18 protein-coding genes are annotated in these 21,952 nt (G+C 61.6%); 13 read left to right on the forward strand and 5 right to left on the reverse strand.

The window, feature by feature from the left end:
* Window positions 1–2 precede the first annotated feature (2 nt).
* On the forward strand, window positions 3–299 hold the full coding sequence (locus tag V5738_RS07360) for an RnfH family protein (RefSeq protein WP_423823777.1): 297 nt from the start codon (window positions 3–5) through the stop codon (window positions 297–299).
* A 196-nt stretch (window positions 300–495) separates the two neighbouring features.
* Here V5738_RS07360 and bamE read toward each other — a convergent pair whose 3' ends face one another.
* The 3 genes from bamE to V5738_RS07375 all read right to left on the reverse strand — a co-directional run bounded on the left by bamE (window position 496) and on the right by V5738_RS07375 (window position 3,842).
* Window positions 496–1,074: an outer membrane protein assembly factor BamE domain-containing protein gene (bamE, locus tag V5738_RS07365; protein ID WP_423823778.1), complete on the reverse strand. Its 579-nt coding sequence runs from the start codon at window positions 1,072–1,074 to the stop codon at window positions 496–498.
* 135 nt (window positions 1,075–1,209) lie between these two features.
* Window positions 1,210–2,883: a DNA repair protein RecN gene (gene recN, locus V5738_RS07370; protein ID WP_423823779.1), complete on the reverse strand. Its 1,674-nt coding sequence runs from the start codon at window positions 2,881–2,883 to the stop codon at window positions 1,210–1,212.
* 65 nt (window positions 2,884–2,948) lie between these two features.
* Window positions 2,949–3,842 (reverse strand): NAD(+) kinase, encoded by an 894-nt coding sequence (locus V5738_RS07375; RefSeq protein WP_423823780.1) that lies wholly within the window; start codon window positions 3,840–3,842, stop codon window positions 2,949–2,951.
* A 220-nt stretch (window positions 3,843–4,062) separates the two neighbouring features.
* On the opposite strand from V5738_RS07375, the gene grpE reads away from it, so the two are divergent.
* The 9 genes from grpE (at window position 4,063) to V5738_RS07420 (ending at window position 16,002) form a co-directional block, all read left to right on the forward strand.
* Window positions 4,063–4,680 carry a nucleotide exchange factor GrpE gene (gene grpE, locus V5738_RS07380; protein ID WP_423823781.1) on the forward strand — a complete coding sequence of 206 codons (618 nt, stop codon included), beginning with the start codon at window positions 4,063–4,065 and terminating at the stop codon, window positions 4,678–4,680.
* A 122-nt stretch (window positions 4,681–4,802) separates the two neighbouring features.
* Window positions 4,803–6,755: a molecular chaperone DnaK gene (gene dnaK / locus V5738_RS07385; protein WP_423823782.1), complete on the forward strand. Its 1,953-nt coding sequence runs from the start codon at window positions 4,803–4,805 to the stop codon at window positions 6,753–6,755.
* A 150-nt stretch (window positions 6,756–6,905) separates the two neighbouring features.
* Complete coding sequence (gene dnaJ, locus V5738_RS07390) at window positions 6,906–8,048, forward strand: molecular chaperone DnaJ (protein WP_423823783.1); 1,143 nt, start codon at window positions 6,906–6,908, stop codon at window positions 8,046–8,048.
* Window positions 8,049–8,072: 24 nt separating this feature from the next.
* Window positions 8,073–8,879 carry a 4-hydroxy-tetrahydrodipicolinate reductase gene (gene dapB / locus V5738_RS07395; RefSeq protein WP_423823784.1) on the forward strand — a complete coding sequence of 269 codons (807 nt, stop codon included), beginning with the start codon at window positions 8,073–8,075 and terminating at the stop codon, window positions 8,877–8,879.
* A 217-nt stretch (window positions 8,880–9,096) separates the two neighbouring features.
* Window positions 9,097–10,236, forward strand: coding sequence for a glutamine-hydrolyzing carbamoyl-phosphate synthase small subunit (gene carA, locus V5738_RS07400; RefSeq protein ID WP_423823785.1), 1,140 nt, complete (start codon window positions 9,097–9,099; stop codon window positions 10,234–10,236).
* Window positions 10,237–10,325: 89 nt separating this feature from the next.
* On the forward strand, window positions 10,326–13,553 hold the full coding sequence (carB, locus tag V5738_RS07405) for a carbamoyl-phosphate synthase large subunit (protein WP_423823786.1): 3,228 nt from the start codon (window positions 10,326–10,328) through the stop codon (window positions 13,551–13,553).
* 194 nt (window positions 13,554–13,747) lie between these two features.
* On the forward strand, window positions 13,748–14,212 hold the full coding sequence (gene ectA / locus V5738_RS07410) for a diaminobutyrate acetyltransferase (RefSeq protein ID WP_423823787.1): 465 nt from the start codon (window positions 13,748–13,750) through the stop codon (window positions 14,210–14,212).
* A gap of 37 nt (window positions 14,213–14,249) precedes the next feature.
* A complete protein-coding gene (ectB, locus tag V5738_RS07415; RefSeq protein WP_423823788.1) occupies window positions 14,250–15,527 on the forward strand; it encodes a diaminobutyrate--2-oxoglutarate transaminase in 1,278 nt (425 codons plus the stop codon).
* Window positions 15,528–15,612: 85 nt separating this feature from the next.
* Window positions 15,613–16,002: an ectoine synthase gene (locus V5738_RS07420; protein ID WP_423823789.1), complete on the forward strand. Its 390-nt coding sequence runs from the start codon at window positions 15,613–15,615 to the stop codon at window positions 16,000–16,002.
* Window positions 16,003–16,134: 132 nt separating this feature from the next.
* On the opposite strand, the gene V5738_RS07425 is transcribed toward V5738_RS07420, so the two are convergent.
* On the reverse strand, window positions 16,135–16,446 hold the full coding sequence (locus V5738_RS07425) for a hypothetical protein (protein ID WP_423823790.1): 312 nt from the start codon (window positions 16,444–16,446) through the stop codon (window positions 16,135–16,137).
* A gap of 84 nt (window positions 16,447–16,530) precedes the next feature.
* Between V5738_RS07425 and V5738_RS07430 the strand changes: the two genes are divergently transcribed.
* Window positions 16,531–17,265: an epoxyqueuosine reductase QueH gene (locus V5738_RS07430; protein WP_423823791.1), complete on the forward strand. Its 735-nt coding sequence runs from the start codon at window positions 16,531–16,533 to the stop codon at window positions 17,263–17,265.
* A gap of 1,137 nt (window positions 17,266–18,402) precedes the next feature.
* Here V5738_RS07430 and V5738_RS07435 read toward each other — a convergent pair.
* Entirely contained in the window at window positions 18,403–19,767 is a 1,365-nt protein-coding gene (locus V5738_RS07435; RefSeq protein ID WP_423823792.1) for a glutamate--cysteine ligase, read from the reverse strand.
* Between the two features lie 157 nt (window positions 19,768–19,924).
* Here V5738_RS07435 and ubiA point away from each other — a divergent pair, with 157 nt between their 5' ends.
* Both ubiA and V5738_RS07445 read left to right on the forward strand, forming a co-directional pair.
* Window positions 19,925–20,800 carry a 4-hydroxybenzoate octaprenyltransferase gene (gene ubiA, locus V5738_RS07440; RefSeq protein WP_423823793.1) on the forward strand — a complete coding sequence of 292 codons (876 nt, stop codon included), beginning with the start codon at window positions 19,925–19,927 and terminating at the stop codon, window positions 20,798–20,800.
* Window positions 20,801–20,853: 53 nt separating this feature from the next.
* The gene (locus tag V5738_RS07445) at window positions 20,854–21,891 is read left to right on the forward strand and encodes a hypothetical protein (protein ID WP_423823794.1); all 1,038 of its coding nucleotides are present in this window, start codon (window positions 20,854–20,856) and stop codon (window positions 21,889–21,891) included.
* The last annotated feature ends 61 nt before the right edge of the window (window positions 21,892–21,952 follow it).

Consider the following 21,952-nt stretch of genomic DNA (forward strand, 5'->3'; position numbering starts at 1 on the left):
TCGTGGTCGAAAATGTCACTACCAAGCAGATCGAAGTCGTATTTGCGATGCCCGGGCGCTGTTGGCGTGAATCGGTGCGAGTTGCTGCCGATGCCACGGCCGAACAGGCCGCGACTGCCTCGGGGCTGGATACGATATGCCGGGAGCAAACCGGCTCGGCGCCGACTGCGTTCGGCGTATTCGGCCGTAAAATAGCGGCTGAGACCCTGATCGGCGATGGGCAGCGCCTGGAACTGTATCGTCCACTGACTGCCGATCCACGAGAGCGGCGCCGGCGCAGAGCGGCCCGAACAGGCTAGGACCGCGAGCGAAAGACCACGTCGGTCGACAGCGGGCGGGCGTACGAGCCCTGGGGATTGCTAAACACGCGCCGGCAGGCGCCTGTACTCGGAACGTATCGAGCGCGGCCAGGCCAGGCTCAGGTCGAGCGCGTTAGTCAGGCCCGCGCCGTAGCAGCAATCAAGCGGCTATCGGCGCGAGCTGGCGAGCACGCTGTCAATTCGGCCGATCGGGTGGCAGAACAGGGCGCTCGGGCGACATCGGGCCATTATTGCCCGGTTGGTTGCCGGGCGTGACCGGCTGGGCGGTGCCTGCCGTGTTGTCGCGCGGCGTGGCTTGATCAGAGGCGGCATTAGTTGCCGGCCGGGTCGGCTGGCTCTGTTCACTGCCAACGCCCAGAGACGCACCGGCGGCGCTGGTGCCGGCCGGGAGTTGCCCTGAATCTGTTGAGTCGGGCCGGTCGCCGAGCTTCATGGTTTCAGCGCTGTATTCCTCGTTGCCTTCAATATCGGACAGCTTGTCGTCGACGAAGTACAGATCGAGCTTGGACTGCCGTACATGGGCGTTCGGATTCCGATAGTAGAAAACGTAATCCCAGCGGTTGGCCTCAAATGGTGACTTGATCAGGGGCGTGCCCAGCACGTAGGCGACCTGTTTTTTGGTCATGCCCTGTTCGAGTTTGGCGACCTGATCGGCGGTAACGATATTGCCCTGGACGATCGGAACGCGAAAGAACACCGGGAGGCTGCAAGCCGACAAAGCCAGCAGCATCACGAGCGCAGCGATTAGTTTCATAAATCAAAAGCCCCTTGTCGCGAACCGCATCATACGGGAGGCTTTTTTCGGCTGCCAAACGAATGTGCTTGCCGCGCTGTTGATTGTGCGTGTCTACGAGGCAGTAAGGCTATCGGTGCCCGGCCGATCGGCGGCTTAGCCAGCGCGCGCGATCATGTCAGCAGCGTGGGCGCGGGTCTGCTCGGTCAGCTCCACGCCACCAAGCATGCGCGCTAGTTCTTCGACCCGATCGTCGCGATCCAGTGGGTCGATTCGGGTCATGGTCTGGCCGCTTCTGACCTGTTTGGCCACATGCAGATGGTGCTGTGCCTGGGCTGCTACCTGGGGTAGATGGGTCACGCACAGCGATTGGCCGCTGGCGCCGAGCGCGCGCAGCTGGCGACCGACGATTTCAGCCACGCCGCCGCCGATGCCGGTATCGACTTCGTCGAATACCAGGGTCGGTACCCGGGTGCGGGCGGCCGCGATCACTTCGATAGCCAGGCTGATGCGCGATAGCTCGCCTCCCGAGGCCACGCGATCCAGAGGTCTGGCGCTCTGGCCCGGGTTGGCCGCGATCAGAAACTCGATATGATCATTGCCGTGGGTCGATACGCGTTCGCTGGCATTGGCGCGTACGCGCACGCTGAATTCGCCTTCTGGCATACCTAGTGAGCGAATGATGTCGGTGATCGCTGCGCCGAGTGGCTTGGCGGCACGCTGGCGCGCCTGGCTGAGCGCGGAGGTTGCTTGATCGTACGCTTCGGCCTGTGAGGTCTCGTCGGTTTTAAGTTGCGCCAGCTTTTCATCGGCGCCTTCGAGCTCGGCAAGTTCTGCGGTCAGGCGTTGCGTGAGTTCCGGAAGTTCCGAAGGGGCGACGTGGTGCTTGCGAGCCGTATCTCGGATCGTGCCGAGGCGGTTTTCTACTTCGTTGAAGCGCTGCGGGTCGATATCCAGCGAATCGATATGCCGACGCAGTCCGTCGGCAGCTTCCTGGGCATGGATCAGGGCGTTGCTGACCAGTTCTGCAATCGGCTCGAAACCGGCGTCGATGCTGGATAATTCGCCGATCAGGCGTTCGGCCGCGCCCAGGCGGTCGGTCGCGGCGCCGTCTTCGGCTTCGTAGAGCAGACCGAGTGCGCGCTGGCCGTCGCCGATCAGACGCTCGGCGCTGGCCAGGCGTTTGTGTTCGGCTTCGAGCGCCTCCAGTTCATTGTCGCCCAGGTCCAGTGCTTCGAGTTCGCCCGCCTGATAGCGCAGCAACTCGATCCGGGATTCGCCACGACCATCGCGCTGTTCGATGCGTTCGATCGCCTGGCGCGTGGCCCGCAGTCGCTCGGCAGCGTCGGCGACGGCCGTCAATTCGGTCGTATGCCCGCCGTATTCGTCGAGCAGGTCGCGCTGGGCGTCGCGCTTGAGCAGCGACTGATGGGCATGCTGGCCGTGGATATCTACCAGGCATTCGCCCAGCCCGCGCAGTTCGCGCACCGGCATTGGTGTGCCGTTGATCCAGCCGCGGCTGCGGCCTTCGCGTGCGACTACCCGTCGGATGACGCATTCATCGTCGTCGCTGTCGAGTTCGTGCTCGGCCAGCCAGGCGATGGCAGCTGGCGCATCGGCCAGGGAAAAGCGAGCCGTGATATCGGCCCGGTCGGCGCCTTCGCGTACCGCTGCACCATCGGCACGATCGCCGAGGATGAGGCTCAAGGCATCGACCAGGATCGATTTGCCAGCGCCGGTTTCCCCGGAAAGCACCGTCATGCCGGCGCCGAACTCGACCGCGAGTCGGTCGATGATGGCGAAATTGCGAATAGTCATCTCTGCCAGCATGGCGCGCCTTCCGTCCGGCGCCATGGCCGGCGCAGCGAACTGTATGCAAATACAGTTCTACTGTATCAGATTTTCGGCGCTTCCTGACCGCGGCCCCAATGCAGCTTGTTGCGAAGAATATTGAAGTAATCGTAGCCCGGGGGATGGATCAAGTTCAGGTTATAGGGCGCCCGCGCGATGATCACACTGTCGCCAGCCGCCAAATCACGGCTGACCTGGCCGTCGCTGGTATACATGGCGCTGCCTTCGATCGTGCTCGAAATATGGATTTCGATCTCGTGATCGGCATCCACGATCAGCGGTCGGTCGGACAGAGTGTGCGGGCAGATCGGCACCAGGGCCAGCGCATTCAGCCCGGGGTGCAGCACCGGGCCGCCGCCGGACAAGGCATAAGCCGTGGAACCGGTGGGCGTGGCCACAACCATGCCGTCGGCGCGATGGTGGCTGATGAACACGCCGTTCATATAGGTATCGAAGTCCAGCACCCGGGCGAAGGCCTGATTGCGGATCACGCATTCGTTGATTGCCGGTACGCTGGCTTCGGCCTCGGCGCTGTCGGCGGCCTTTAGGCGCGTGGTCAGCATCAATCGCGATTCGGCGATGTGATTGCCGGCGAACACCTCGTCGAGCGTGGTGCGCATTTCATCGGGCAATACGTCGACCATGAATCCGAGCCGCCCGAGATTGATGCCCAGCAACGGTGTGCCATGGGCCGCGACTGCGCGGCCGGCGTCCAGCAGCGTGCCGTCGCCGCCGACCACAACCACCAGATCGCAGCTGACGCCCAACTGCTCGCGCCCGCAAGTCGCCACACCGTAGTGGCCGGCGATATGAGAATCGTCGATGACGACCTGTTTGCCGCGATCGATGAGATCGGCGATCAGTGTTTCCACGGTCCGGGTAACGCCGGCGTTATTTTTCTTGGCAAAGATGCCGATTGTGGCGAAGGCGTGGGCCATCGACACCGTTCCTGAGCGAATGATGCGATCAAGCATTCACGCCTTGGCCGACAATTTCAACGCATAACGACGCCGGTTCGGGGCGGGGAATGCAAATTGTTGGCGAACGGAAGTCTTGAAATGACGATCGCCAGCCCAATTCTAGCGTTCTGTTGAAGCCGTAGCCGATCTGTCGGCGCGGTCGCCACATTACACCTGCATTTAATAGTGGGGATTTGCAATGAGTCAGCACGACGAGCGCCCAACGCCGCATGGCGACGATGACGCCGCCGACAACGCAACGCGGCCCGATATCGAGCCGGTCCAGGGTGGCAGTGAGGATTCTGTCGACGCCGGCGAGCCCAGCGCTGACGGGGTCTCCGAAACTGCAGAACTGACCGCCCAGCTCGAACAGGCTCAGGCCGAGGCCGAGCAGTATCGCGAGCAGGCGGTGCGCGCCCAGGCGGAAATGGAAAACATCCGCAAGCGTTCCCAGCGCGATGTCGATTCGGCGCGCAAGTTTGCGATCGAAAAATTCGCCAGCGAATTGCTGGGCGTGCGCGACAGCCTCGAGCTCGGGCTGCAGGCCGCCGAGGACAACCATGGCGATTTCGACAAGCTCAAGGAAGGCATGGATATGACCTATCGCATGCTGGCCTCGAGCATGGAAAAAGTCGGTATTGAAACCATCAATCCCGAGGGCGAGACCTTCAATCCGGAATACCACGAAGCCGTGGCCACCCAGCCCACCGACGAGATGGCGCCCAATACGGTCGCTTCGGTGATGCAGAAAGGCTATACGCTCAACGGCCGCGTGCTGCGTGCGGCCATGGTGACCGTCGCCAAGCCGGCCGGCTAAGGCTAGCTACTTAAGACGCGGCGCTTGAAAAGCGACCGGCGCCGCCCCAAATCGACTGACAAGCAACGTTTTAAGTCGCTGCCCTAAGCAGCGCGAAGTAAAGAATCAGGAGGGACTGAGACATGGGTAAGATCATCGGTATCGACCTGGGTACCACCAACTCGTGTGTGGCGGTACTCGAAGGTGACAATCCGAAAGTTATCGAGAACGCCGAGGGCGAGCGCACGACGCCGAGTGTCGTCGCGTTTACCGATGACAACGAGACCTTGGTAGGACGCCCGGCCAAACGCCAGGCGGTGACCAATCCGACCAACACGCTGTATGCCATCAAGCGTTTGATCGGGCGCACCTTTGATGATCCGACGACGCAGAAAGACATCGAGTCCGTGCCGTATCAGATCGTCAAGTCCGACAACGGCGATGCCTGGGTGCAGGTTGGCGACAACAAGATGGCGCCGCCGGAAATCTCGGCCAAAGTGCTGCAGAAGATGAAGGCCACCGCCGAAGACTATCTCGGCGAAAAGGTCACCGAAGCGGTGATCACCGTGCCGGCCTACTTCAACGACAGCCAGCGCCAGGCGACCAAAGACGCCGGTCGTATCGCGGGCCTCGAAGTCAAGCGCATTATTAACGAGCCGACCGCGGCCGCGCTGGCTTATGGCCTAGACAAGAAGGGCGGCGACAAAAAGATCGCGGTCTATGACCTGGGCGGCGGTACCTTCGATATCTCGATCATCGAGGTTGCCGAAGTCGACGGCGAGCACCAGTTTGAAGTTCACGCCACCAACGGCGATACCTTCCTGGGCGGTGAAGACTTCGACAACAAAATCATCGATTACATCGCCGACGAGTTCGAAAAAGAGCAGGGCGTTGACCTGCGTAAGGACAAGCTGGCCCTGCAGCGTCTCAAGGAAGCTGCTGAAAAAGCCAAGATCGAGCTGTCTTCGACCCAGCAGACCGAAGTCAATCTGCCGTATGTCACGGCTGACCAGTCGGGGCCGAAGCATCTCAACATGAAGATCACCCGGGCCAAGCTCGAGTCGCTGGTGGAAGACCTGGTCGCCCGTACGATCGATCCGTGCCGGACCGCGCTCAAGGATTCCGGCATGAAGGCCTCGGACATCGACGACGTGATCCTGGTCGGCGGCCAGACCCGTATGCCGGCTGTGCAGGACGCCGTGAAGAGCTTCTTCGGCAAGGATGCCCGCAGGGACGTCAACCCGGACGAGGCCGTGGCCGTTGGTGCCGCCATTCAGGGCTCGGTCCTGTCGGGCGATACCAAGGACGTGCTGCTGCTGGACGTCACGCCGCTATCGCTCGGTATCGAGACGCTGGGCGGCAAGATGACCAAGCTGATCGAGAAGAACACGACGATCCCGACCCGCAAGTCCGAGACCTTCTCGACTGCCGAGGACAACCAGCCGGCCGTGACCGTGCATGTGCTCCAGGGCGAGCGCGAGCAGGCGTCCGCCAATAAGTCGCTGGGTCGCTTCGATCTGTCGGACATTCCGCCGGCACCGCGCGGTACGCCGCAAATCGAGGTCACCTTCGATCTCGACGCCAACGGCATCCTGAACGTCTCGGCCAAGGACAAGGCCACCGGTAAGGAACAGTCGATCGAGATCCGTGCCTCCTCCGGTCTGTCCGATGACGAAGTCGATCAGATGGTCAAGGACGCCGAGGCCCATGCCGAAGAAGACGCCAAGTTCAACGAGTTGATCACGGCGCGCAACCAGGCAGACGGCCTGATCCACAGCATCGAGAAGTCGATGCGTGATCTGTCCGACCAGATCTCTGAAGAAGAGAAAAAGCCGGTCGACGACGCGATCGCCGAATTGCGCACCGCGCTTGAAGGCGACGACAAGGACGACATCGAGGCCAAGACGCAGAAGCTGTCGGAAGCCTCGGCGCCGATCATGGAAAAAGCCTACAACCAGGGCGGCGAGCAGGGCGAAGCCCAGAGCGCCGAAGCCGGTTCCGGCCAGAGCCAGTCGGCGAACTCGGACGACGACGTTGTCGATGCCGATTTCGAGGAAGTGAACGACAACGACAAGAAGTCGGGCACCAACTCGTAAGAGTCGGCTGATCTCGCCACGCGCCGGGGTAGCGCTAGTCGTTGCCCCGGCATTTTTGATTCAACTCAAGGCAAGAGATGGCTGATTAATCCGCGAGCCGGCATGCCAGTCGAACGCGCGGTTCAATCAGGGATCTTGGAATAACGGACCATGGCAAAACGCGATTACTACGAGGTCCTGGGTGTTTCCAAGAACGCTTCCCAGGACGAGATCAAAAAGGCCTACCGCCGCTTGGCCATGAAAAACCACCCGGACCGCAATCCAGGTGACGAAGAGGCCGAGGCGCGGTTCAAGGAAGCTTCCGAGGCCTATGAAGTGCTGTCGGACGAGCAGAAGAAGGCGACCTACGACCAGTTCGGCCATGCCGGCCTCGGCGGCGCAGCCGGCGGCGGCGGGTTCGGCGGTGCCGGCGCTGGTGCCGGTGGGTTCGGCGATATCTTCGGCGACATTTTCTCCGACATCTTCGGTGGCGGCATGGGCGGCGGTCGCAGCCGCGCGGCCCGTGGCGCCGATCTGCGTTACGATCTGGATCTGGATCTGGAAACCGCCATCGAAGGCGATACGATCGAGATTCGTATTCCCACGCTCGAGCAGTGTGAATCCTGTGGCGGCGATGGCGCCGAGCCTGGTTCGCCGGTCGATACCTGCGATACCTGTAAAGGCCAGGGCCAAGTGCGTATCCAGCAGGGTTTCCTGTCGATCCAGCAGACCTGCCCGGACTGCCAGGGCTCGGGCAAAAAGGTCCGTAACCCCTGCAAGAAATGTCATGGCGACGGCCGCGTGCAGTCGTCCAAGACATTGTCGGTGAAAGTACCGCCAGGGGTGGACAACGGCGATCGCATCCGTTTGTCCGGCGAAGGCGAAGCCGGCGAGATGGGTGGCCCGGCCGGGGATCTGTATGTCCAGATCAATGTCAAGCCGCATGAGTTTTTCGTGCGTGATGGCAATAATCTGCGCGCCAATGTGCCGGTCGATATGATCACCGCAGCGCTCGGTGGTGAAATCGATGTGCCTACGCTCAAGGGCAAGGTTAGCCTGCGCATTCCGGCCGAGACCCAGTCCGGCAAGACCTTCCGTCTGCGCGGCAAGGGGGTACAGTCGGTACGCACCTCGGCCCCAGGTGACCTACTGGTCAAGGTGAGTGTCGAAACTCCGGTCAACCTCAACAACAAGCAGAAGAAGCTGCTTGAAGAGTTCCAGGACTCGCTAGAGGAAAGCGGCCGTAGCCACAGTCCGGCAACCACCAGCTGGCTGGACAAAGCCAAGCGCTTTTTCGGTGAACACCTGAGCTGATCGTTCGACGTTTGCGGAGGCGGTATGAGTAGGCGCATTGCGATCAACGGCGCATCCGGGCGCATGGGCCGAGAGCTCATCATCGCCTGCGGTCAGCGCGACGATCTGACCCTAGTGGCGGCGTTCGCCTCGCCGGACAGCGATCAGCTGGGCATCGATGCCGGCCGTCTGGCCGGCATCGCCGAAATCGGCATTGAATTGAGCGGTTCGAATACGATGGCGGATACCGCCTTCGACGTGCTGGTCGATTTTTCGCTGCCCGAGCCGTCGATCGCCGCACTTGAAGTCTGCCGCGCCCAAAAGGCCGCGATGGTCATCGGCACTACCGGCTATGCCCGCGAACAGCAGGCCGCGATCGATGCCGCTGTGGCCGATATCGCGATCGTGCAGGCGCCGAACTACAGCGCCGGCGTTAACCTGTCGCTCGATCTGGTTCGGCGAGCGGCGAGTGCGCTCGGTGACGAGGTCGATATCGAAATCATCGAGGCCCATCATCGACACAAGGTCGATGCCCCCTCTGGAACCGCGCTCAAACTCGGCGAAGTGGCTGCCGAGGCAACCGGGCGTGATCTCGACGAGTGCGCCGTCTATGCGCGCCAGGGCCATACCGGGGCGCGCGAACGCCGCAGCATCGGTTTTTCGACGGTACGCGGTGGCGATATCGTCGGTGAGCATACGGTGATGTTTGCAGGCGCGGGTGAGCGTATTGAGATTACGCATAAAGCCAGTTCACGTCAGACCTTTGCCGGTGGCGCGATCCGAGCGGCGGTCTGGGCCGCCGAACAAGGGCCGGGCCGTTACGACATGAACGATGTACTGGGGCTCGGCTAGTACGCATTCAGATTGCAGCTGGCGGCCTGGCCGGCGAATCGATATACTCTCGCCGCCCAGGGCGGGTTGGCGTGTCGAACGAAGAACGCGTCGATCCTTGAAAATCGTGTCGGACAAGCAGTCAAAACTGGCTTGTCCTACTGCTTAGCGCCACGCGTTTTCGCACGACACCAACACGCCCCCGGCCGCCTGTCTCATCCCAGCGTTGGAGTTGCCATTGCGCCCGAAAGCCGTACTTGCGCTCGAAGACGGAAGTATTTTTCGCGGTCGCGCCATCGGTGCGAGCGGTCAAACAGTCGGTGAGGTGGTATTCAATACCGCCATGACGGGATATCAGGAGATCCTGACCGACCCCTCTTACCGACAGCAGATGGTCACCCTGACCTATCCGCATATCGGCAATACCGGCACCAACGGCGAAGATATCGAATCGGCGCATGTTCAGGCTGCCGGTTTGATCATTCGGGAAGTGCCGCGTTCGCCAAGTAACTGGCGTAGCAACAACAGCCTGATCGGCTATCTCGAAGCCAATGGCATCGTCGGTATCGGCGATATCGATACCCGCCGCCTGACCCGCGTGCTGCGTGAAAAAGGGGCCCAGAACGGTGCCATCGTCGCCGGCGACACTATCGATGAAGACGAGGCGATCGCGGCCGCTCGCGGTTTTCCGGGTCTGAAGGGCGCGGATCTGGCTGCCGATGCTGGCACCACTGAAACGTATGTCTGGACCGAAGGCACTTGGATCGGGCCCAACGATCTACATGCCCCGGCCGAACCGCGTTTTTCGGTCGCGGTCTACGATTACGGCGTCAAGTACAACATTCTGCGCCGCTTGGTCGACTGTGGCGCGAAAGTCACGGTCGTGCCGCCGAAAACACCGGTCGATGCAGTGCTCGATCTGGGCGTCGACGGGGTGTTGCTGTCCAACGGCCCGGGCGATCCCGAGCCCTGCGACTACGCCATCGCGATATGTCGCGAACTGATCGAACGCAAGTTTCCGACCTTCGGCATCTGTCTCGGCCACCAGATCCTCGGCCTGGCCGCGGGTGGTCAAAGCTTGAAGATGAAGTTCGGACACCACGGCGCTAACCATCCGGTACTCGATGTGGCCTCTGGCGAAGTGATGATCACCAGCCAGAATCATGGCTTCGCCATCGATGAGGCAAGCCTGCCAGACAACGTGCGCGTCACCCATCGCTCCCTGTTCGACCAAAGTCTGCAGGGCATCGAGATGACCGATGCGCCGGTGTTCTCGTTCCAGGGGCACCCGGAAGCCAGCCCCGGCCCACATGACGTCGGACCGCTGTTCGAGCGCTTCATCCGGCTCATGGAAGAGCACCGCGCCGTCGACGCCTGATTCCCCGCCGCTTCGGTGGAACGGTAGATAACATAGTTTCGAAGGCGTTCCGGCAGGCTCGGAACGCCGGCAGCCAGCGAGCAACCGCCATGCCCAAGCGCACCGACCTTAAAAGCATTCTGGTGATCGGCGCAGGCCCGATCGTGATCGGCCAGGCCTGCGAATTCGACTATTCCGGTATGCAGGCCTGTAAGGCCCTCAAGGATGAAGGCTTCCGCGTCATCCTGGTCAATTCCAATCCGGCCACCATCATGACCGATCCGGAAACAGCGGACGCGGTGTATGTAGAGCCGATCACTTGGCAGACCGTGGCCAAGGTGATCGCCAAGGAAAAACCGGATGCGTTGCTGCCCACGATGGGCGGCCAGACAGCCCTGAACTGCGCGCTCGATTTATTCTACGAAGGCGTGCTCGCCGAGCACGGGGTCGAGATGATCGGTGCCTCGCGCGATGCCATCGATATGGCCGAGGATCGCAACGCCTTCCGCGAGGCCATGACCGAGATCGGTCTCAAGACCCCGGAGTCCAAGACCGTCCATACCATGGCCGAGGGCGAAGAAGTCCAGGCCCGGATCGGCTTCCCGATCATCATGCGGCCGTCGTTCACGCTCGGCGGCTCTGGCGGTGGGATTGCCTATAATCGCGAGGAGTTCGACGATCTGCTCTCGCGAGGCCTAGAGCTGTCGCCGACCAACGAGGTGTTGCTCGAGCAGTCGGTGCTCGGCTGGAAAGAATACGAAATGGAAGTGGTCCGTGACCATGCGGACAACTGCATCATCATCTGTGCGATCGAGAATATGGACGCCATGGGCGTACATACCGGCGACTCGATCACGGTGGCACCGGCTCAGACCCTGACCGACCGCGAATACCAGGTCATGCGCGATGCCTCGCTGGCCTGTCTGCGCAAGATCGGTGTCGATACTGGCGGCTCCAACGTCCAGTTCGCGATCGACCCCCAGACCGGGGACATGATCATCATCGAAATGAACCCGCGGGTGTCGCGTTCGTCCGCGCTGGCCTCCAAGGCGACCGGCTTCCCGATCGCCAAGGTCGCTGCCAAGCTGGCGGTCGGCTATACGCTCGACGAGCTCAACAACGAAATCACCGGTGGTGCCACGCCGGCTTCGTTCGAGCCGTCGATCGATTATGTCGTGACCAAGATGCCGCGGTTCACCTTCGAGAAATTCCCGACCGCCGACGATCGCCTGACCACTCAGATGAAGTCGGTGGGCGAGGCAATGGCCATCGGGCGCAGTTTCCAGGAGTCGCTGCATAAGGCGATGCGCAGCCTCGAGATCGGCTCCGACGGCTTTGAGCCCAAGCTGGCCGACGTGAGCACCGAGACCGCGGCCGATACGCTGCGCAGCGAACTGTCCACGCCGCGCTACGACCGGCTCTGGTACGTCGGCGATGCGTTCCGGGCCGGTTTCACGGTCGACGAAGTCCATCAGTTGACGCATATCGATGTCTGGTTCCTGGATCAGATCGCCGAGCTGATCGAGATGGAAACCGAACTCGCCCAGTCCACGATCGGCGACCTGGATGCCGATACGCTGCGCGACTACAAGCGTAAGGGTTTTTCCGACCTGCGCTTGGCCACGCTGCTCGGCTGCGATGAGTTCGCGGTACGTCGTGCCCGGCTGACCCACGACATCGTGCCGGTCTACAAACGGGTCGATTCCTGTGCCGCTGAATTCCCGACCGCCACGGCCTATCAGTATTCCTCCTATGACGAGGAGTGCGAGGCCAATCCATCGGATCGCGACAAGATCATGGTGCTGGGCGGCGGTCCGAACCGGATCGGCCAGGGTATCGAGTTCGACTACTGCTGTGTGCATGCCGCGCTCGCCATGCGTGACGACGGCTACGAGACCATCATGGTCAACTGCAACCCGGAGACCGTCTCGACCGACTACGACACCTCGGACCGGCTGTATTTTGAGCCGCTGACCTTCGAAGATGTCATGTCGATCATCGATGTTGAAAAGCCCAAGGGCGTGATCGTGCAGTACGGCGGCCAGACCCCGCTCAAGCTGGCTCGGCGCCTGGAGGCAGCCGGAGCGCCGATCATCGGTACCGCCCCGGATTCTATCGACCTGGCCGAGGATCGCGACCGGTTTCTGAATCTGGTCAACAAGCTGGGTCTGAAGCAGCCGGCCAACCGTACCGCGCGTTCGGAAGCCGAGGCGATGCGCTTGGCTGAGGAAGTCGGCTTTCCGATGGTCGTACGGCCGTCGTACGTGCTCGGCGGCCGGGCCATGGAGATCGTCTACGGGCCCGAGGATCTACAGGGCTATATGTCGGCCGCGGTCAAGGTATCGCCGGACTCGCCGGTGCTGCTCGATCGTTTCCTCGAGGATGCGATCGAACTGGATGTCGACGCGGTCTGTGATGGTATCGAGGTCTTCATCGGCGGCATCATGGAGCATATCGAACAGGCTGGGGTGCACTCGGGCGATTCGGCCTGCAGCTTGCCGCCGTACAGCCTGGGCGCCGAGGTGCTCGATGAGGTTCGGCGTCAGACCGCGGCGCTGGCTAAGGGGCTGTCTGTGGTCGGGCTGATGAACGTACAGTTCGCGATTCGCGGTGGCGAGGTCTACCTGCTGGAAGTCAATCCCCGGGCCTCGCGTACGGTGCCGTTCGTATCCAAGGCTTCGGGCATGCCGCTGGCCAAGATCGCGGCCCGCTGTATGGCCGGTCAGAGCCTGGCGGAGCAGCACGTTGGCGCCGAGCGCAAGCTACCGCATTTCGCGGTCAAGGAAGCGGTGTTCCCGTTTTCCAAGTTCCCGACCGTCGACCCGCTGCTCGGCCCGGAAATGAAGTCGACCGGCGAAGTCATGGGCGTGGGCAAGACCTTCGGCGAGGCATTCGCGAAGTCGCAGCTGGCCAGCGGCGTCGGCTTGCCGGAGGCCCCGGGCGTGGCGTTGATCACGGTGCGCGATGCCGACAAGCCGCTGGCGGTGGCTATGGCGCGCGAATTGATTGCCGCGGGCTTCACCCTATTGGCGACCCGGGGTACGGCCAACGAGCTGAGCGCGGCCGGCATCGAGTGCACGGTAGCCAACAAGGTTAAGGAAGGCCGTCCGCATATCGTGGACATGATCAAGAACGGCGAAATCCAGCTCGTGGTCAACACCACCGAGGGCAAGCGGGCGATTGAGGAATCGCGCTCGATCCGCATGACCGCACTGCGCTACAAGGTGTCCTACTTCACCACGATCGCCGGCGGCCAGGCCTGTGCCACGGCCCTGACCGACGAGCGCGCACTCGACGTTTATGCGCTGCAGGCGATCCAGGCCGAAGTCACCGCCTGAGCCGGAGTGACCGGCCGGTCGGAAGACCGGCCGGGCGGTCCGTAGCGCAACGGTCGGCAAAAAAAAATCGGTTGGTTATAATCGGGCCAAACTCGAACCGATATAGAGCCATCTCAAAGACTGATTCCGCGACTTCCAACGAAGTCCATTTTCGCCCGCCGAGCAAGCAGGACGGCGCCGGTATCCTGCATCTGGTGCACGAACTCGGCGTGCTGGATGTGAACTCGGCCTATGCCTATATGCTGATTGGCGAGCATCACGCGAGTACCAGTGTGGTGACTGAGATCGGCGGCGAGCTGGTCGGTTTCATCACGGCTTATATCCTCCCCGAAAAACCCGATACGGTTTTCGTCTGGCAGGTGGGCGTTGCCAAAGAAGGGCGCGGCCGGGGCCTGGCGACCCGCATGTTGTTCGACATCCTCCTGCGCGATGCCTGTTCGAACGTGCGCTATCTCGATACCACCATCGGGCCTAGCAACGAGCCATCGCAGTCGTTGTTCCGTAGCCTGGCCCGTCGCCTGGATACCGGCATCGAAGAAAGCGAGTTATTCTCCAGCGACATGTTCGGTGAATTCGAAAGCGATGAGCCCCACGAACCCGAGATCCTGTTTCGCATCGGCCCCTTCGACCGGGCGGCGGTCGAGCGCGCCTCGGAATAAACACGACCCAACACCCAGCAAGGGCTAGGAGTTTCCAATGGAAATCATCAACCGTCTCGAATCGGAAGTGCGCGGTTATGTCCGCTCGTTCCCCAAGGTCTTCACCCAGGCCAAAGCCAACTGGATGACCACCGAAGACGGAGCCGAGTATCTCGACTTCTTCTCGGGAGCCGGGGCACTGAATTACGGCCATAACGACGACGTCATGAAAAAGGCGCTGCTCGAGTACATCGAGTCCGACGGTGTGACCCACGGTCTGGACATGGCGACCGACGCCAAGCAGAAGTTCCTGGCGACGTTTGAAGACGTGATCATGAAACCGCGGAACATGGAATACAAAATCCAGTTCCCGGGGCCGACCGGTACCAACGCGGTCGAGGCCGCGCTCAAGATCGCGCGCAAGGTCAAACAACGCGATCGGGTGCTGTTTTTCACCAATGCCTACCATGGCATGACCCTGGGCGCATTGGCGGTCACCGGTAATGCCTCCAAGCGCGGTGGCGCTGGTGTGAACATGCCGGGCGCGACTCCGGTGCCGTATTCCGGCTACTTCGGCGAAGGCCGGGACACTGCCGATGATCTCGACATGATGCTGTCCAACAGCTCTTCCGGTTTGGAAAAACCGGCGGCGATCATTCTCGAGACAGTACAGGGCGAGGGCGGTATCAATATCGCCGATTTCGACTGGCTGAAGAAGGTCGAAGCGCTGTGCCGCAAGCACGACATGCTGTTGATCGTCGACGATATTCAGGCCGGTATCGGCCGCACCGGGCCGTTCTTTTCGTTCGAGCCGGCGGGTATCAGTCCGGACATCATCACGGTCTCCAAATCGCTGTCGGGTTACGGCCTGCCGCTGGCGATCACCATGATCAAGCCCGAGTACGACATTTGGGCGCCGGGCGAGCACAACGGTACCTTCCGCGGTAACAACCACGCCTTCATCACAGCATCGGCCGCGCTCGAGCATTACTGGCGCGACGACAAGCTCGAAAAGGCGGTGCTGCGCATGAGCGACCGGATCAAGGAACGCCTCAACGGCGTGTTGTCTGCGAATCCGGCCTTTAAGGCTGAAGTGCGGGGCCGGGGCTTTTTCATCGGTATCGACTGTGAGCCGGCCGAACTGGCTGACGAAATCGCCGCGGAATGCTTCAAGCATCATCTGCTTTGCGAAACCGCCGGTGCCGACGACAACGTGATCAAGATCATGCCCCCTCTGATTAGTCCCGATGCGGATATCGAGAAGGGGTTGGACATTATGGAAAAAGCCATCGAGACCGTTCTCGATCAACATGGTCTGTTGAATAACGCGGCCTGAATATCCGGGTGGACCCGGTCTTTTCGGCGATCGTATTTGATGTACCATCAATTGCGATCGCCGAAATCCAATCAAAGGAGTCGTTATGAAGATCATCCGCACCGAAGACCTGCGGGGCACCGATCAGGAAGTGGTCAGCCCGGATGGCTGGACCAGCGTGCGTTGGCTGCTGGCCAAGGACGGTATGGGCTTTTCCTTCCATGAGACCACCTTCCCGCCCGGTCTCGAATTCGACATGTGGTATAAGCACCACTTCGAAGCGGTGTTCTGCTACCAGGGCGAAGGTTCGATCCTGAACCGGGATACCGGTGAAGAGTTCGAGATCAAGCCGGGTACGGTGTATGCGCTCGACAACCACGATCGCCATACCCTCAAGGCCAAGACCGAAATGAAGCTGGTCTGTGCCTTCAACCCGCCGGTGACCGGTCGTGAGATCCACGACGAAGACGGTGCCTACGTGCCGCCGAAAGACTAAGGCGTCGCGTTTTATCGCGATACGAAAAGCCCCGGTTGCTTGCCGGGGCTTTTTTTATGCGGTATCGACAAGATCAGTATCCGATACTGATACTGCTGCCTGAGCGAAAACACGCTCAGACAACGGCTGGGGCTAGACCGTAAGGCCGCCGATCAGCGCACCGATCAATAGCGGAAAGCCTTGGACGACGATGACCAGGAACAGGCTGATCGAAGCAATCGCTCCGATCACCGGCAGCCCAGTCAAAGCAGTGCCGGCGCCCAGTAACATCAGCGACAGTATTGCTGCCGGGAGAATGGCAGCCAGCAGGCCCCGGCCGGCGCTGCCCGCGGTGCGCCCGCCGACGAAGCCGGCTAACAGCGGACCAGCAAGCGGCAGCCAGAACAGCACGAGTGAAATGACGGCCATCCAGATGATGGCCATGACTAGGCTGCCTTTCTGCATGCGAAAATCCTTTTCCCTCGTGGACGTAACGTGTCTGAGCACGGACAATGCGCATGATTATCGCATCGCTGAACAGGTCGCGACATGAACTCCTATAGTCTCGACAACTATGAACGCCCCGAGTTGATCCCGCCCGAATCCGACAGCCGCCTGCTGATGCATTCCTGCTGTGCGCCCTGCGCAGGCGAGGTGCTGGCCGCGGTCAAGGCCTCCGGTATCGATGTCACGGTGTATTTTTACAACCCGAACATCCATCCCCAGGCCGAATACGAGATGCGCAAATCCGAAGACATGCGCTACTGCGAAGAGCTGGGCATTCCGCATATCGATGGCGATTACGATACCGATAACTGGTTCGATCGTATCCGCGGCCTGGAAAACGAGCCCGAGCGGGGTCGTCGCTGCACTGTCTGCTTTGACATGCGTTTCGAGCGCACCGCCCTGTATGCGGCTGAAAACGGCTATGGGCTGATCTCGAGCACGCTCGGCATTTCGCGCTGGAAGAACATGGCTCAGATCAACGAAGCCGGAGTGCGTGCGACGTCGCGCTATCCCGAGGTGACCTACTGGACGCTCAACTGGCGCAAGAAGGGTGGCGCTGCGCGCATGATCGAGATCGCGAAACGCGAATCGTTCTACCAGCAAGAATACTGTGGCTGTGTGTACAGCTTGCGGGATACCAATCGACACCGCCAGGCGATGGGACGCGAGCGGATCCAGAAAGGCGTGAAGTTCTATGGCCGTGAGGCGGTCAAAAGCCCGATCCCAGACAAGGGGCGCGGCGAGTACCCATGGCTGGATCGCAACGAAAAGCCATGACTGAACGTTAGGCAATAGGCCCCCGCAGGGCTGCAGCGTCTCGATGACAGGTTTGCCTGGGCGTTAGCCCCTGGCCTGCGACGATGCAGTCCACGCTATGCGTAGCTAACAGCGGGCTGCTCGGCTCAGACACCGGTCTGTCGGTCGTTGGCCGCGGCTCATATCGTTGCCGGCTGCCTCCCCATGCATCGATGGCCAGCGGCATATGTTGGGCGGTCACTCCGACCGATGTACTGAGGTTCGGCGGCGCGCCAAGGCGTGTCCGGCCTAGGGGGCCGCCCAAGAAGATCCGGGCCGTAGCCACGGTACTGATGCCGTTGTTTCTATGCTGGCGAGCGGGTCCTTCGGCTGTCTTGCGCTCGGGCGGGTATGTCGATATCCCGAGTTGGCTGGCGGGCCTGGGCCGAATTGATCGGGTCACCGGCCTTGCAGGGCCTTGAGGAGGGCGATTCTGATACTCGCTGTGCATTGGGCGTCGGTCGGGCGCGTTTCCAGCGTACCGAGATCAGGGCCGGTTACCACCGCAGCGATGCCTTGGCGTCGATCGCAGCAGGGCGATGGAATGACGAGGGCATGCGGGAGGTGGGTGCAATCGGGGTGAGCAGCGTGCGTTACGGCGGGCAGGCCCCGTCTAAACGGGTACCCGGAGCGCCTCGCTGCGGGGCGCGAGAAAAACCACTGTTCTCGGGATATCCAATGGGTCGTCGGGATATCGACGCCATGGGCGAACACGATGCATTCGCGGGTATCGGGAGTTGATCCTATACCGGTTCGATCGAAGGTGCATCGCATCAGCGAGGCGATCAGTGCGCGACGGGGCGGGTCGAGCGCGCTGAGAACGGTCTCCCCATCGAAGCCGATCGGCATGCGGGCGTGGATGCGGCTGACGAACGGCTGCTTTGTTGCATTGTCGCCCGCTCTGGCGGGGGCTGCCGGTCGCTATGACGGTCTCGGGAGCTGCGCTGTATCGCGTCGACGACGTGAACGAGGGCGATCTATGTCGGCTATCGGCCTAGGCGCCTGACGAGGCCCGCCATCGGCCAGCGTTCGAGGCAGTGGCGGCCCGGGTCGGGGCGCATGCATCAAGGGCGATTCGGCTGCGACGCGGGTCGCCGCAGCCGAAAACGACCTACGCGATCAATAGGCGAATTCTTCGAATACCGGGTCGACCGATTCCTGCCACGGTCCGTAATACCGCTTCAGCAGATGTTCGGCTGGGGTGACTCCGGATTCGGCGATCTCGGCCAGCTGGTCGAGAAACATCGATTCATCCCGATCCTGTCCATCCAGGCGCGCCCGGCGGCGAAGCCCGGCCTGGGCGATCGCTACCGTTTCACGGGCGATATCGCCGAGCGTGCCGCCGCGAAACGGGGTGGCCAGTCCGTACATGGGGGCCTGGTCACGTAGATGGTTACGCTCGGCGCGGGTGAAGTCCGAAACGAGTTGCCAGGCATCGTCCAGGGCGGTGCTGTCGTAGCACAGCCCGGCCCAGAGTGCAGGCAGGGCGCAGAGCCGTCGCCAGGGGCCGCCATCGGCGCCGCGCATTTCCATGAAGCGTTTGAGCCGTACTTCGGGAAAGATCGTGGTCAGATGGTCGTCCCAATCCGACATGGTCGGCCGTTCGCCAGGCAGCGCCGGCAGTCGCCCGGCGAGGAAGTCGCGGAACGACTGGCCTGAAGCATCGATATAGCGGCCGTCGCGATAAACGAAGTACATCGGTACATCAAGCGCGAATTCTTTGTAGCGCTCGAAGCCCATGTCGTCGTCGAATACCCAGTCGAGCATGCCGCAGCGATCGGCATCGGTATCGGTCCAGATATGACTACGGTAGGAGACAAAGCCGTTGGGCTTGCCCTCCTTGAAAGGCGAGTTGGCGAACAGCGCCGTGGCGATTGGCTGCAGCGCTAGGCCGACACGAAATTTCTTGATCATGTCGGCCTCGGAGCCATAGTCCAGATTTACCTGGACGGTCGAGGTGCGCAGCATCATGTCGATACCGAGATCGCCGACCTTCGGCATATACGACTTCATGATGTCGTAGCGCGCTTTGGGCATCCACGGACAATCCGCGCGCGGCCATTTGGGCTGAAAGCCGAGCCCGATCAGGCCGACGTTCATCTCGGCGGCGACTTCCTTGACCTGGCGCAGATGCACGTGGATCTCGTCACAGGTCTCGTGGACGCTATCCAGCGGCGCGCCCGCCAGTTCGAGCTGGCCGCCGGGTTCGAGCGTGATATGACAGCCCCCTAGCTCAAGTGCAACGACTTGGTCGTCCTCGACCATTGGCTGCCAGCCAAAGCGCTGCAGTTTGTCGAGAAAGGTAGAAATACTCTGCTGCCCGTCGAACGGCAGCGGACGGAGCGTATCGCGGTCGAACACGAATTTTTCGTGCTCGGTGCCGAGCCGCCAGCGGCTCGGCGGTTTGCAGGCATTCTCGAAATAGGCCACCAGCTGGCGTTCGTCGGTGATTGGGGCGCCACCGGACTGGGAAGGAGCGGACATGAATTCTCCAGCGGACGACATCGCGATACGGGCGCGAGGCCGCCTGAATTTTGGCTCATGGTAACGTTTCGGGGTTGTCCGAGGGTAGCTGCGCGATGCAGCCAGAACCACAAACCAACTACGGCCGGGCCGGCGCCCGGCACCACAGGATGCCGCTATGACCGCCACCACGCAGCCGTCCAGCCGCCTGGATCGCTATCTGCGCCTGACGCGCTTGAATAAACCGATCGGCATATTCCTGGTCGTCTGGCCGATGCTCTGGGCGCTGTGGCTGGCTGCCGGCGGGCTGCCCAATCTCTGGGTATTGTTCGTGTTCGTGGTCGGGGCGGTGCTGATGCGCTCGGCCGGATGTGTGATGAACGACTATGCCGATCGGCATATCGACGGCCACGTCAAGCGCACCCATGCCCGGCCGCTGGCGACCGGCGAGGTTAGCGAACGCGAAGCATTGTCGTTGTTCGCCGGGCTGTGTATCGCGGCTTTTCTATTGGTGCTGACGCTCAACGGCCTGACTATCGCTATGGCTTTCGTCGGGGTGTTCCTGGCCGTGTTGTATCCGTTTACCAAACGCGCAACCCACTGGCCGCAGATGTTTCTCGGCGCAGCCTTCGGCTGGGCCGTACCCATGGCCTTCGCAGCCGAAAGCGGGCAGGTACCGGCCGGTGGCTGGCTGCTGTTCGTTGCCACGCTGATCTGGGCGCTGGTCTACGATACGTTTTATGCCATGGTCGACCGGGACGACGACCTCAAGATCGGCGTCAAGTCGACCGCAGTCCTCTGGGGTAAGCAGGACCGCCTGATCATCGGCTGTTTTCAGGCCGTGTTCTACATACTGTTGGCGATCGTGGGCCTGATGTTCGGGTTGGGGGGCTTGTACTATCTGGGCCTGATCGCGGCCGTCGGCATGTCGATCTACCATCAATGGATCACCCGTGCCCGGGATCGCGAATCCTGCTTCAAAGTATTTATGCAGCACAATTTTCTCGGCGGGATCATATTTATCGGTCTGGTAGCCGATCTGGCGCTGTCCTGATCAGCGGCAACATCCTTCAATAGACCAGGCGAGTCGCAACAAGCGAGGCACGCATGCAAGCACGTATCGTCGAAAAAGGGCTGTTCTCCTGTTTCGATTCCGAGCTCACCGATGAATCGGGCGAGCCGGTCAATGTCGAGATCTCGGCCGTGGTCTGGAACGGCCAGCGTCTGGTCTTCGGCAGCGACAAGGCTATTCCCGGGGCGCATCGCTCCCCGGTGTTCTCGATGGCCGTCGAGGGCGGCCGCCCGCTCGAGGATTCGCTCGAGTTCTATACCGCGGACCTGATCAAGAACGCTGAGAAATACGAGGATTTCGCACTGACCGCCGATGGCAGCCATATGGTCGCCACTACTGGCTTCGACCGGGTCGCCAGCGACGGCGCCCATCAGGATGTCTACAATCGCCTGCTGGTCTGGCCTTGCGGTGAGCCCGAATCGCCCCGGTTGGTCGCTGATCGCGAGCACCAGGGCGTGCGCAGTTCGGTGGCGTTGCGCGACAATCTGGAAGCCGCGCTCGGCGCGCCGTATTTCAAGATCGAGGGGCTGGCGAGCATGCCCGATGGCGAGGGCGGCGATCCGTGGCTGTTGTTCGGTATTCGCGAGGTCGGTACCGATCACGAAAACTTCGACTATGTCGCACGCGTGGTCGGGGTGCCGTATCGCGTCAGCGGCGATGATCTCGAGCTGACCGGCGAGTTCTCGGTCATCTACGAGTTCGATCCCTCGAAATGGTCGGAGGTGCGCTTCGACGTCGGGCTGTCGAGTCTCGAATACGATCCACACAACGATCGACTGTATTTCCTGACCAGTTTCGAAGTCGACGACGGCGCCGGCGGCGACCTGATTGGGGCCTATCTCTGGTCGCTGTCGGTGGCCGATTTTCGGGCTGGGCGCGACCCAGAGTTGGTTCACGCCGCCCAGGGTGGGGCGCTGGAGTTCGCGAACAAGGCCGAGGGCGTAGCCGTGTTGCCGGATGGCCGGCTGTTCGTGGTCTATGATCCGGACCGTGAGCTCGAGCTGGAGGCCGACCATCCGCATGATGAGCGCGATCGTCACCAGGCGCCGTATACAGTGCTCGAGCTGGTCTGACGACCGGCACGATCGGGTCCGGAACGGATCGACGCACCAATGGCTCCGGCGGGGGCGTTAG

The organism is Salinisphaera sp. SPP-AMP-43, from assembly GCF_049568105.1.
Taxonomy (GTDB): domain Bacteria; phylum Pseudomonadota; class Gammaproteobacteria; order Nevskiales; family Salinisphaeraceae; genus Salinisphaera.